The sequence below is a fragment of the Flavobacterium sp. genome, assembly GCF_043720215.1.
Taxonomy (GTDB): Bacteria; Bacteroidota; Bacteroidia; order Flavobacteriales; family Flavobacteriaceae; genus Flavobacterium.
The window spans coordinates 1-12,683 of the sequence record NZ_JAYSSZ010000108.1; the positions used below are offsets into that span (position 1 = coordinate 1).

17 protein-coding genes are annotated in these 12,683 nt (G+C 30.3%); 13 read left to right on the plus strand and 4 right to left on the minus strand.

Annotated features, from left to right (window positions below):
* Positions 1–8 precede the first annotated feature (8 nt).
* The 12 genes from ACHZC3_RS05190 (at position 9) to ACHZC3_RS05245 (ending at position 6,695) form a co-directional block, all read left to right on the plus strand.
* On the plus strand, positions 9–170 hold the full coding sequence (locus ACHZC3_RS05190; protein WP_394758832.1) for a BON domain-containing protein: 162 nt from the start codon (positions 9–11) through the stop codon (positions 168–170).
* Positions 171–243: 73 nt separating this feature from the next.
* Positions 244–1,134 carry a DnaJ C-terminal domain-containing protein gene (locus ACHZC3_RS05195; protein WP_394758816.1) on the plus strand — a complete coding sequence of 297 codons (891 nt, stop codon included), beginning with the start codon at positions 244–246 and terminating at the stop codon, positions 1,132–1,134.
* Positions 1,135–1,149: 15 nt separating this feature from the next.
* Positions 1,150–1,506, plus strand: coding sequence for a hypothetical protein (locus ACHZC3_RS05200; protein WP_394758817.1), 357 nt, complete (start codon positions 1,150–1,152; stop codon positions 1,504–1,506).
* 131 nt (positions 1,507–1,637) lie between these two features.
* Entirely contained in the window at positions 1,638–1,844 is a 207-nt protein-coding gene (locus ACHZC3_RS05205; protein WP_394758818.1) for a DUF2892 domain-containing protein, read from the plus strand.
* A 42-nt stretch (positions 1,845–1,886) separates the two neighbouring features.
* Entirely contained in the window at positions 1,887–2,162 is a 276-nt protein-coding gene (locus ACHZC3_RS05210) for a heavy-metal-associated domain-containing protein (RefSeq protein ID WP_394758819.1), read from the plus strand.
* A 137-nt stretch (positions 2,163–2,299) separates the two neighbouring features.
* On the plus strand, positions 2,300–3,139 hold the full coding sequence (locus ACHZC3_RS05215) for a universal stress protein (RefSeq protein WP_394758820.1): 840 nt from the start codon (positions 2,300–2,302) through the stop codon (positions 3,137–3,139).
* 36 nt (positions 3,140–3,175) lie between these two features.
* A complete protein-coding gene (locus ACHZC3_RS05220; protein WP_394758821.1) occupies positions 3,176–4,039 on the plus strand; it encodes a universal stress protein in 864 nt (287 codons plus the stop codon).
* A 4-nt stretch (positions 4,040–4,043) separates the two neighbouring features.
* Positions 4,044–5,030, plus strand: coding sequence for a 2-hydroxyacid dehydrogenase (locus tag ACHZC3_RS05225; protein ID WP_394758822.1), 987 nt, complete (start codon positions 4,044–4,046; stop codon positions 5,028–5,030).
* A 19-nt stretch (positions 5,031–5,049) separates the two neighbouring features.
* Positions 5,050–5,502, plus strand: coding sequence for a heavy-metal-associated domain-containing protein (locus ACHZC3_RS05230; protein ID WP_394758823.1), 453 nt, complete (start codon positions 5,050–5,052; stop codon positions 5,500–5,502).
* A gap of 12 nt (positions 5,503–5,514) precedes the next feature.
* Positions 5,515–6,066, plus strand: coding sequence for a DUF1003 domain-containing protein (locus tag ACHZC3_RS05235; protein WP_394758824.1), 552 nt, complete (start codon positions 5,515–5,517; stop codon positions 6,064–6,066).
* 1 nt (position 6,067) lies between these two features.
* Complete coding sequence (locus tag ACHZC3_RS05240; RefSeq protein ID WP_394758825.1) at positions 6,068–6,277, plus strand: hypothetical protein; 210 nt, start codon at positions 6,068–6,070, stop codon at positions 6,275–6,277.
* 25 nt (positions 6,278–6,302) lie between these two features.
* Entirely contained in the window at positions 6,303–6,695 is a 393-nt protein-coding gene (locus ACHZC3_RS05245) for a hypothetical protein (RefSeq protein WP_394758826.1), read from the plus strand.
* Positions 6,696–6,700: 5 nt separating this feature from the next.
* On the opposite strand, the gene ACHZC3_RS05250 is transcribed toward ACHZC3_RS05245, so the two are convergent.
* The gene (locus ACHZC3_RS05250; RefSeq protein WP_394758827.1) at positions 6,701–8,056 is read right to left on the minus strand and encodes an MBL fold metallo-hydrolase RNA specificity domain-containing protein; all 1,356 of its coding nucleotides are present in this window, start codon (positions 8,054–8,056) and stop codon (positions 6,701–6,703) included.
* Positions 8,057–8,058: 2 nt separating this feature from the next.
* Positions 8,059–8,889, minus strand: a complete 831-nt coding sequence (locus tag ACHZC3_RS05255; protein WP_394758828.1) for a restriction endonuclease — start codon at positions 8,887–8,889, stop codon at positions 8,059–8,061.
* 234 nt (positions 8,890–9,123) lie between these two features.
* Here ACHZC3_RS05255 and ACHZC3_RS05260 point away from each other — a divergent pair, with 234 nt between their 5' ends.
* Complete coding sequence (locus ACHZC3_RS05260; RefSeq protein WP_394758829.1) at positions 9,124–9,366, plus strand: YtxH domain-containing protein; 243 nt, start codon at positions 9,124–9,126, stop codon at positions 9,364–9,366.
* Positions 9,367–9,584: 218 nt separating this feature from the next.
* On the opposite strand, the gene ACHZC3_RS05265 is transcribed toward ACHZC3_RS05260, so the two are convergent.
* Entirely contained in the window at positions 9,585–10,313 is a 729-nt protein-coding gene (locus ACHZC3_RS05265; protein ID WP_394758830.1) for a TIGR00730 family Rossman fold protein, read from the minus strand.
* Positions 10,314–10,454: 141 nt separating this feature from the next.
* On the minus strand, positions 10,455–12,683 hold a 2,229-nt coding region (gene uvrA, locus ACHZC3_RS05270; protein ID WP_394758831.1), incomplete at its 5' end, for an excinuclease ABC subunit UvrA.

Below are 12,683 nucleotides of genomic sequence, written 5' to 3' on the forward strand. Positions count from 1 at the left end.
ATTGGACTATTAATCATGATAACATTAAAGTAAAAGTTGTTGCTAATGAAGTTACATTGTCCGGAATTGTGAATTCATACTACGAAAAAGATGAAGCAGAACGAATAGCTTGGAATGCTCCTGGAGTTAATTCTGTAAATAATGAATTATCATTATTCAATGAAAATTAAGTTTTTAATTATCCAATTCTTTGCTCTTTTTGAAATTAGTTACGCTTCAAGTATTAATTAATTTTTACAAATCGTGGATTATAAAGACTACTACAAAATACTAGAAATTAATAAAAAAGCCACTCCAGAAGAGATAAAAAAGGCTTATCGGACTTTGGCTAAAAAATACCACCCAGATAGAAATCAGAATGATAAAAAAGCGGAAGAACAATTTAAACTTGTAAACGAAGCCAATGAAGTTTTAAGCGATCCCGAAAAAAGAAAACAATATGATGAGTTGGGCGAAAATTGGCAACAAAACCAGCAAGCCTATAACCAACAACGAAACCCAAATCAGCAATATTATCAAGGCAATTCCACTCAAGGTTTTGATGGATCGGACCAAGGTGACTTTTCAGATTTTTTCGAACAGTTTTTTGCACAACAACGAGGAAGCTCGAGACAACAACAATCCAGAAAAGGAAGTGATTATGAATCCGAAATGGAGATTTCGCTTGAAGAAGCTTTTACTGGAACAAGTAGAATAATTCAATTAGAGAACGAAAAGCTTCGGGTAACTACAAAACCAGGGGCTTATACTGACCAACAATTGCGCATAAAAAGCAAAGGAGGAAAAGGAAGTAATGAAGGAAATCGAGGCGATTTATTCGTTAGAATTAAAGTTAAAGATCATCCCAAAATTGTTCGCAAAAACAATGACGTATACCAAACGGTAGATGTCAATTTATATGATGCTATTTTAGGAAGTGATTTAATTATAGAAACATTATCTGGAAAATTGAAAATAAAAATTCCAGCAGGGACTCAAAATGGCAAAACCATACGACTTAAAGGAAAAGGAATGCCTGTTTATGAAAAACCAACTTTTTTTGGAGATTTATATATTACAATTCAAGTTCAAATTCCAGAAAATTTAACAGAGAAACAAATAGCTTTATTTGAAGAATTGAAAGCAATATACTAAACACGACTAATTGTTATGAAAACTTATAAAATTGTCCCGTTAGTAATTGATAATTACTTTATTCACTTAAGAAATTTTGAAGAAGCAATTTATGATTCTAAACTTCAATATTCTTTAAGTCATCTGGCTTTTACAGAAAACATATCGCCAGAAAACATTATTAGTGCTCTGCAAAAATCTTTACAAATTTGTCAATTAGCAGGAATAGAAAGCAAACATCATTTCAAGAAGATTTATGTTTATGATCCTATCGATCAAGTTTTACATATTGATTGGAGAATGAGCCAAAAAGGATTCAATTTGATGATTATGCAGTTTCCTAAATTGAATCAAAAAACAGGATATTGGCTCTGGGAATTAGCGAGTTTATAAATCAAATTAATTCTAAAAAACTATATAGCAATTATATAATTTTTCTAAAAATTCATATAACACATTTACCATCATTGCAATACATCTTTGTTCAGTAAATTCTTGTTTAATTAAAAATATAAATAAAAATCATGAAATCAAATATAGGAATGATAGATAAGGGAATTAGAATCCTTGCTGCTATGTTTATAGCAGGAGCTTATTATAATAATGAGATTACAGGAATTACTGCTATTGTATTATTAGTAATTGCTGGACTATTTCTTGTTACAAGTTATATTAGTTTTTGTCCATTGTACTCCATTTTTAGGATTTCAACAAATAAAAAAGGACAATAAAATAATTGCTTTACTAGAATTTAACCTTAAATAAAATCAAAAATGAAAACAGAAAAAATAACTATCGCTAACTTAAAATGTGGTGGATGTGAGACAACCATAAAGAAAGGATTACTAAAGATAGATGGTGTAACTAGTGTAAAAATTGATCAAGAAACTGACACAGTTCACGTCACTTATGATGACAATATTGAAAGAGAAAAAATAACAAACAAACTTCATTCTATGGGTTATCCTGAAGCAACCGAGGAAAATGGTTTGTTGCTCAAAATAAAAAGTTATGCCAGTTGCATGATTGGTAAAATAGATAATCTATAATAACAGGTTTCAATATAAAAATAACCACTATTTTTTTAACTAAATCTAGGAATTATACAACTTCTGCTAAAAGTTATATAACATTTCATACGTTATAGTAAACGAATTTTATATAATTAAATTAATTCTGTTTAATTATGAATAAAATACTCGTAACCACCGATTTTTCTCCTAATTCTAGAAAAGGAATTCACTTTGCAATGCAATTAGCAGCACAAACTAATTGCGAACTTATTTTTTATAATGTGGTCGAAATATTCAGACCTTCTATTTGGGACAATGTATATTATGCTCAATTTGAAACTGATGAATTAAATCGTAGCAAGAAAATACTAGAACAATTTATACATGCTATTTATCAAAAAAGTACTATTCAAAAAACACCATACAAATGTGTTTGCCAAGTTGGAATAAGTGCCAGTAATCAAATTATTGAGTACGCAAAAGAGATTAACGCTAATTATATTTGTGTCAGTACAATAGGAACTGGTAAATTAATACAATTATTTGGGACAACGGCATCAGAATTAGTAAACTTTTGCCCGATTCCTATTTTTATAGTACCCAGAAATTATAGAAGTAAACCTATAACCAATGTTTGTTTTGCTTCTGATCTTGTTAACATAGACGAAGAACTCAACAGAGTTAAACAATTTACGACTTCACTAAAAGCAAAAATAAATATTTTGCATTTTGATTATTTGGTTCGATTAAAAGATAGAAAAAGCAAATTAAACAAGTTGATGACTACATACGAAACAGATGATGTTCAATTTCATTTTAATGAGTTGGATGCGCTTTATCCATTAAACGATCATATTCAGCGATATGTTCTCAAAACAAAACCATCACTTTTAATATCATTTACAAAGCAAAATCGCAATTGGTTTAACAGACTATTTTTAGCCAGTAAAACTGCCGATATGGCTTATGATACTAAAACACCAATGTTGGTTTTTAGAAAAAGAGCTAAATAATTTTCATGATTTGTATGTGCTTAAAAAAATATTAGTATGAAAAAAATACTCGTAACTACAGATTTTTCGGCAAATTCTAAAAAAGCAATACGATTTGCAATGCAATTGGCTTCGCAAAATAACTACAAATTGTTATTTTATAATGTGACTAGTTTAATGAAAAAACCCAGTATTTGGGATGATATTTATTACGGTTATTATCAAAGTGCTGAAGTTAAAAGAAATCAAGAAAAATTAGAAAAATTGGTTTCAAAAATTCATAATGAAACTGGTTTACCAATGATAAATTATGAATGTATCTGTGAGGTAAAAAACAACCCTTTATTTAGTGTTGGCAAACAAATTATGCACTATGCTACTGAAGCAAATGTTAATTATATCTGTGTATGTACTAGAGGTTCAGGGACTATAGATAAATTATTTGGCACAATTGCTTCCGAACTGATTATGAAATCTACAATTCCAGTTTTTGTAATTCCTAAAAATTATCGAATCAATAAGTTTACAACTATTTGCTATGCTTCTGATATTGAAAATATTGATACAGAAATCAGAAAAGTTATCGAATTAGCCACTCCATTAAAATCTAAAGTCAAAGTATTGCATTATGATTATGGTCCCTATTTAAAAAATGATAAAGAAAGACTAATTAATACAGCTCAAAAATACGAATCTGAAGACATCTTATTTCATTATAAAAAATTAAACCCCAAATTCACACTCAACTATCATATCAGAAAAGATGTAATGCTCATTAAACCATCATTAGTTGTCTTGTTTACCAAACAAAATCGAAAATGGTTTGATAGATTATTTGCTACAAACCATTCGACTAATATGTCTTTTAATACAAAAGCACCATTATTAATTTTCAGAAAAGAAGAGAACCAAAAAATATAAGTATATGAAAGTCTTTGTATATAGTTCTCATCGTTTTGAAAAGCCATTTTTAGAAAAATTGGCAGGAAATAAACACGAATTGTTTTATTCTCCATATGCACTAAATAGTAATACGGCAAAACTGGCTCAAGGCTGCCAAGCAATATCAATTTTTACATCGTGTGATGCTTCTGCCGAAGTATTAGAGAAATTACATGATTACGGAATTCGATTTATAGCACTTCGTTGTGTAGGATTTAATAATATCGATTTAGACAAGGCAAAAACTTTAGGTATAAAAGTGGCAAATGTTCCTGTTTATTCCCCATATTCTGTTGCTGAACACGCTGTTGCATTATTGATGGCGTTGAATAGAAAAATTGTTTTAGGACAAAAATTAATGAAAAAAAACGATTTCAGCTTAGATGAATTAATTGGTTTCGATTTGCATGGAAAGACAGTTGGAATTGTTGGAACTGGTAAAATAGGTTCAGCTTTTGCAAATATTATGAAAGGTTTTGGTTGTAAATTATTGGGTTATGATAGTATTGAAAATAAAGAATTAATAAGTCAAACCAACATAAATTATACTTCATTAGAAGAATTATGCCGTCAATCGGATGTCATTTCTGTACATTGTCCGCTCAATACGAAAAACAAATATATGTTTAATAAAAGTAATTTTTCGATAATGAGAAAAGGTGTATTTTTTATAAATACCGCGAGAGGAAGTATTGTAAATACAAATGATTTAATACAAGCAATAGAAAACAAAACTATTGGAGCTGCGGGATTAGATGTTTATGAAAACGAAAAAGATATTTTTTTTAGAAACCACCTCAATAATGTTATAATCGATGATTTATTTAATAAACTTCGTTCTTTTCCTAATGTTTTAATAACAGGTCATCAAGCTTTTTTAACTAATGAAGCATTGACCGGAATTGCAGAAACTACTTTTAGAAACATAAATGATTGGGAAACTAAAGGTAGTTCTGAAAATGATTTATAAATAATTAAAAACAATTCAAATGAAAAAATCAATAATAATAATAAGTATACTTTTATTCATAACTACTTTTAGCTTTGCACAAATAAAAAATGTAAAAATTGAAACAGCAAAAATTTATGGAAGCTGTTTTATGTGTAAAGCAAAAATTGAAGCAGCAGGAAATCGCAACGATATCTCTCAAGTAGATTGGAATTTAAATACCTTAATGGCTACAATTACCTATGATGCTAAAAAAACGACATTAAGTAAAATTTTAAAACGAATTGCAATGGCAGGTTATGACAGCGACCAGTTTCTTGCTCCTGATGCAGTATACGCAAAACTAGACGAATGTTGTCATTATGAGCGAATTGCAAAGCATAATTATGAATGTAAGATGTGTAAAACAACTGCTTTAAACTCCGAAAAATGTCCTATTTGTAATATGCAAATGACAAAAATTAATAAAAAAACAGAAGCAAAAAAGCAATAAATACAAGTACTTATGAAAAAAAAATCTTTAGAAAAGTTACTCTTTGATGAAAAAAGCCATCTTGAAAAACTGCATAAAATTGTTAATGATTCTATTGATGCGGAAGAACTTATTATTCAAAATATTGCACATCCATCAATCGAAAATCTCACATCTGGACAAAAAATCTCTGATAAATTAGCTCAATTTGGTGGAAGTTGGAAGTTTATTATTTTGTTTTTCATTTTGTTATTTCTTTGGATTGTTTTTAATGTTTTTGCTATAGGTGTTTATAAATTTGATCCATATCCATTTATTTTAATGAATTTGATATTATCTTGTATAGCTGCCTTACAAGCTCCCATTATTATGATGAGTCAAAACCGTCAGGAAGAAAAAGATAGAAAAAGAAGCGAGAATGATTATCTGATTAATCTTAAAGCAGAAATGCAAATTCGGAGTCTTAACCAAAAGATAGATTTATTACTTGAAGAACAAATAAAAACACTATTTGAAACCCAAGAAAAACAATATGATTTACTTACCGAAATAAGTTTAAAACTCAAAAAAAATAAACAATCTTAAAATGAAAACTCTGGAAGAACTCAATCAAAATATTTTAGAAATCACAATGATAATCAAAGATAAATATCCAGAATTATCAAAATACCTCCTAGAAATGCATGATACAATTCCTGATGAAGTACACCCAGAAATTAAATCCAAAACATTGCAAAATTATTATAATTCACTAGAGGATTTATTAAAAAAGTACGTTTCAAATCATTCAAATTAGTAACTAACAATATAAAAATAAAAAAATGAAATCAACAAAAAAATTGGGCATTTGGATGGATCATTCAACTGCACATTTAATTGAATTTTCTGAAAATCCATTAGAAATAGAAACTATAGAATCTAAATTTACCCAGGACGAGAAAGAGAAAAGTTTAGCAAAAGGGGAAAGCTTTATGCATCATAAAGAGCAACAATCATTATCAGATTATTTCAAAAAAATAGAAAAAGTGATTCTAAATTATGACAAAGTTTTACTTTTTGGACCTACAAGTGCCAAAAAAGAATTATTTAATATTTTAAGTGAAGACCATCGTTTTGAGAAAATTAAAATGTATGTAAAAGAAACAGATAAAATGAATGCTCACCAACGACAAAGTTTTATTAATGAGCATTTTTCTAGTCCATTGTATAAATAAAGTAGTTATAATTCAACCTCTTGACCCAATAGAGGAACTGTACAATCAAAACCAAATTGTTCTTTAATTTTGATTCGAAGTTCATCAGCTGCTTGATTTTCTCCATGAACCAAAAATACTTTTGTTGGTTTTGTTTCCAATTCAGACAGCCAATTTAGCAAACCTTTTTGGTCAGCATGCGCAGACAAACTTTCTATTTCGAGAATGTTAGCTTTTACCTCATAATATTTTCCGTGAATTTTAATTTCTGATGCGCCTTCCAATAATTTTCTACCACGAGTTCCTTCGGCTTGATAACCAATAATGATTACGGTGGTTTCAGGCAAACCAATATAACGTTCAAGGTAACTTAAAACTCTACCGCCAGTTATCATTCCGCTAGCTGCAATAACCACTTTGGGTTGCTTATTATAAATTGTATCTATAGTTTCCTGATAATCAGAAACCATGGTAAACATATTGCACATTGCCGTAAAATCTTCTTCAGGGATTTTGTGCCAAGTTCTATTATTTGCAAAAACATCAAGCACCTTAATTCCCATTGGTGTATCAATAATATAAGGAATATTCGGGATTTTGCCTTCCTCTTTGAGTAACCAAAGTAAATACATAACAGTTTGCGCACGTTCTACAGCAAAACTCGGAATAATAATGGTTCCACCTTTTTGAACAGTATTGTTAATGTACATTTCTAATTCTCCTTTTACATCTGTTTCGGGATGCAATCTATTTCCGTAAGTACTTTCCAAGAAAATATAATCTGCTTTTTTGGGTTTTACAGGCGAAAACACCAGCAAGTCGTTATCGCGACCAATATCACCAGAAAAGACTAAAATTTTATTCTCTATAGTAAGTTCGATGCTACAAGCACCTAGAATATGTCCTGCATTAGTATAAACGGCAGTGATTTGGGGATCAAGAGTTACAATTTCGTTAGTTTTTATTACTCTAAAATGCGGGAAAACCTTTTCTGCTTGATCAACATTATAAAGTGGTTCGGCAATTTCGTGTTTAGAATAATGCATTTCGTTAGCTTTATTTGCTTCTTCTTCCTGAATTTTTGCACTGTCAAGAAGAATTAGTTTTGCGATATCTTTTGTGGGACTAGTGCAATATATTTTTCCTTTAAAACCTTGATTAACTAATCTTGGTAACCAGCCGCAATGGTCCAAATGACCATGAGTAAGTAGCACAAAATCGATACTGGAAGGCAAAATAGGTAAGGGCTCCCAGTTGAGTTCTCGAAGCGGTTTTATACCTTGAAACTGTCCACAATCTATTAAAATTCTTATGCCATTGCTTTCTACCAATGTTTTTGAACCTGTTACAGTTCCTGCTCCTCCAATAAATCTAATTTTCATAATTATATGTATTTACACAATTCGGATACTTCTTTTAGAACATTTTTAATTCTATTGCTATTTAATCCTATTTTTTCTAAACTTTCCGAATTGTTGATTAATTCTTTGACTAATATGATATTTAGAATTAGTAATTTTTCTTTTTCTGCAATTGTTAATGTAGTTAAACAAGTAACTGGATAAAGTTGATTATTGTCTATTTTATGTCTAAAATTATTGTTCTCAGGATAATCCCAGCTCAACAAATTTAAACCTGAACATTTTGCAAAAGTGATGGCATCGGTTGTAAACCGGTTGTTTGTAATAATCCAACATTTGGTGATTTTATTATTATTTGTAAAAATTGGATGTATTTTGTCTTTCAAATCATTAAAACGGGACAAAATATACATAGGTACTTTTACATCAGAATTGCTTTCTCTTCGCTCGTGAAATTTGCATTCGACCATTGCTATTTCATTCCCTTTCTGAATAACTACATCAATTTCATGCGAAATACATTTTCCTTGCAATGTCAAATTGTTTTTTGTTTTATAACCTTCAGTATTAAAAATTCGTGCCACATATTTTTCGAAAAAAAAACCAGCGGGTCCTAATAATTCAATAGATGTTCTTAGATTATATCTTGCGGCGTGAGAGTTTGAAGCTTTTTTCAATAAATTAAAGGCTAATTTGTAAATACTTTTTGTAGTAATTCCCTCAAAAACCTCTTTTTCGATAGTTACCAAAACAGCATCAACTATTAATTTGTTTGCTCCCGATTTTAAAAGAGATCTTTCGAGCTTGCTTTTATCAAATTCTACAATATCGCCTGAGTGTTTTATAATTTTCATCTATAACGCATTATAATTTAGACAAGTAAAATTCTAATTATTTTAGTTACTTCATTTTATATAATTCTTATAAAAAGTTATATTATACATAGTTTTTATAAAAAAAAACAAATTATTTTGTTATAGATTGGAATATGTGAATTATATAATTTTTTTAAAAAATAGTGTAAATAACCTATAATCAATGGGTAATATATTTGATATGTAAAATTTATAATTTAAAAATATAAAATTATGGAATCAAGTAAAGTTGTATTGGGAGTAATCAGTGGAGTAGCAGTAGGTGCATTGTTGGGCGTTTTGTTTGCTCCGCATAAAGGTTCAAAAACAAGAAAAAAAATGGCTAATACTGGTAAACAATATACTGATGAACTTAAAGGAAAAGCAGAAAATTTGTACCAAGAAGTAACAAATAAATACGAAAATCTTAAGGAAGAAATTGAAAGAATGATGACAAAAAATGAAGAAGCGATTTAGTATTTAATCTTTCTATTAAAAATTAAACTTATACAGATAAATAGAAAAACTTGCTTCAAAAGTGGAAGTTTATAGTAATATATCTATGGAATTTTGAAAGATTCTGAAAAATGAAATTAATAAAAAACAATGGGGTTTTAAACCCCATTTTTTTTTATTAATTTTAAGGAAATTATTTTTCTATATATTATAATCTGTGGTTATTTTTTTGAGTTTAATTAAAAGTTCGGACTCAAATTATATTTTTTGTAGAAATTATCTAAAGCATCAACAACTTCCTCAGCAGTATCTACTATTTTTATCAATTTCATATCATCTGGAGAAACTGTTTTTTCACGTTCAATCATGACTTGTTGTACCCAATCCATCAGTCCAGACCAGAAACTAGTTCCGACTAAAATAATTGGAAATTTTCCAATTTTTTTAGTCTGAATCAAAGTAATCGCTTCAAATAATTCGTCCAGTGTTCCAAAACCACCAGGCATCACTACAAAACCTTGAGAATACTTAACAAACATCACTTTGCGAACAAAAAAGTAATCAAAATTCAGATTTTTGTCTTTATCAATATACGGATTATAATGCTGCTCGAAAGGCAACTCAATATTCAACCCAACCGAAGTTCCTTCGCCACGGTGTGCTCCTTTGTTTCCGGCTTCCATAATTCCAGGACCACCGCCAGTAATCACACCATAACCCGCTTTGCTTATTTTGTAGGCAATTTCTTCGGCCAAAATATAATATTTATCATCTGGTTTTGTTCTAGCAGAACCAAAAATAGAAACGCAAGGTCCAATTCTCGCCATACTTTCGTAACCATTTACAAACTCAGACATAATTTTAAAAATCGCCCAAGAATCGTTGGTACGAATCTCATTCCATGTTTTTTGTTTTAGTTTATCTTGGATTATTTTATCCTCGTCATTATCAAAATCTTCTAATCTCATTTTTTATTTATTTTTTTAGGAGCTATTCCTGCTATTCGTTACAATCTTTTGTTTTTTAAAGAAAAAAACAAAAGGATTTCGACTCCTATCAGGGCTAGGCTTTCACGGTTTAATTCATGTTTTTTTGTAAAAAACAGCCTGCTAAAGTAATTCTTTTTTCAGAAACTGTGCTGTATAACTTTTTTTATTTTTAGCAACTTCCTCAGGCGTTCCTTTGGCGACTACATTTCCGCCACCTTTTCCGCCTTCAGGACCAATATCTATAATATAATCCGAGAGTTTTATTACGTCCATATTATGTTCGATAATCAGGATGGTATTCCCTTTATCTACTAATTTATTAATAACGTCCATCAAAACCCGAATATCTTCAAAATGCAATCCAGTTGTGGGTTCGTCTAAGATATAAAATGTATTTCCTGTATCTTTTTTAGATAATTCACCTGCGAGTTTTATACGTTGCGCTTCGCCACCAGAAAGCGTTGTACTTTGTTGTCCGAGTGTAATATATCCCAAACCAACATCTTGTAAGGTTTTTACTTTTCGGTGTATTTTCGGAATCATTTCAAAAAATGGCACAGCTTCATCAATCGTCATATTCAACACATCAGAAATCGATTTTCCTTTAAAACGTATTTCCAGTGTTTCTCTATTAAAACGCTTCCCTTGACACGTTTCACATTCTACATAAACATCTGGTAAAAAACTCATTTCAATCGTTCTAACTCCCGATCCTTCGCAGGTTTCGCAACGTCCTCCTTTTACATTAAAACTAAAACGTCCTGCTTTGTAACCACGAATCATACTTTCGGAAGTCATGGTAAACATATTCCGGATTTCGGTAAAAACTTCGGTATACGTCGCTGGATTCGAGCGTGGAGTTCGTCCAATCGGACTTTGATCAATATCAATAACTTTATCAATATGTTCTAAACCTTCAATTTTTTTATAAGGTTTTGGTTTTTTTACACCATTAAAATAAAACGCATTCAAAATAGGGTAGAGCGTCTCATTTATTAATGTCGATTTTCCAGAACCTGAAACTCCAGTCACACAAATAAGTTGTCCTAAAGGCAATTCTATCGAAACATTTTTTAGATTATTTCCAGTTGCGCCAGTCAATTTCAGAAATTTTCCGTTTCCTTCACGACGTTTTTTTGGAATGTCAAATTTCATTGTTCCGTTCAAATATTGAGCAGTAATGGTATTTCCTTTTAGTATTTCTTTAGGTGTTCCTTTGCTTATAATTTCGCCACCATATTTTCCTGCTTTTGGACCTATATCAATCACATAATCAGCACGTTCTATCATGTCTTTATCATGTTCGACAACGATTACCGAGTTTCCAATATCTCGCAATTGTTCCAACGAATGTATTAGTTTTTCATTGTCACGTTGGTGCAAACCAATGCTCGGTTCGTCTAGAATATACAAAACACCAACCAATTGCGAACCAATTTGAGTTGCCAAACGAATACGTTGTGCTTCTCCACCAGAAAGCGATTTCGAACTTCGGCTAATGGCTAGATATTCTAAACCAACATTCATCAAAAAGTTCAATCTGTCTTTTATTTCTTTAATAACTTCAGTAGCAATTCGTTTTTGTTTGTTTGATAAATGATTTTCTAAATCATGAAACCATACCGTTAAATCCGAAATATCCATATTGGATAAATCGGCGATATTTTGTTCGTTTATTTTAAAATAAAGTGATTCTTTTTTAAGTCGTGAACCTTCACAAGTGGGACAATTTACTTCGTCCATAAATGCTGCCGCCCAACGTTTTAAGGTCGATGAACCTGAATCATCGTGTTGTGATTTTATAAATGCCGAAATTCCTTCAAATTCGATTTTGTATTCTTTGGTAACTCCAGCCGTGTTTGATGTTACCGAGAATTTTTCTTTACCACCATTTAGAATCATTTCCATGGCTTCGTCGGAAATAGTTTCGATAGCATCAGTTAATTTGAATTCAAATTTTTCACCAATAAATTCCAATTGTTTAAAAATCCAAGAACTTTTGTATTCGCCAAGCGGAGCAAAACCACCAGATTTTATAGATAATTTAGGGTTTGGAATTATTTTTTTAATATTTATTTCATTAATTGTTCCCAAACCATTACAATCGGGACAAGCACCTTTTGGGGAATTGAACGAAAATAAATTTGGTTCTGGATTTTGATACGAAATTCCAGTTGTTGGACACATTAAGTTTCTAGAAAAAAATCGAACTTCGTTACTATCTTGATCTAAAATCATCAAAACATTTTCGCCATAATGCATTGCGGTATTAATGCTTTCTGATATTCTTTTCTGAACATCATCAGTATTATCAACCACAATTCGGTCGATAACGGTTTCAATATCGTG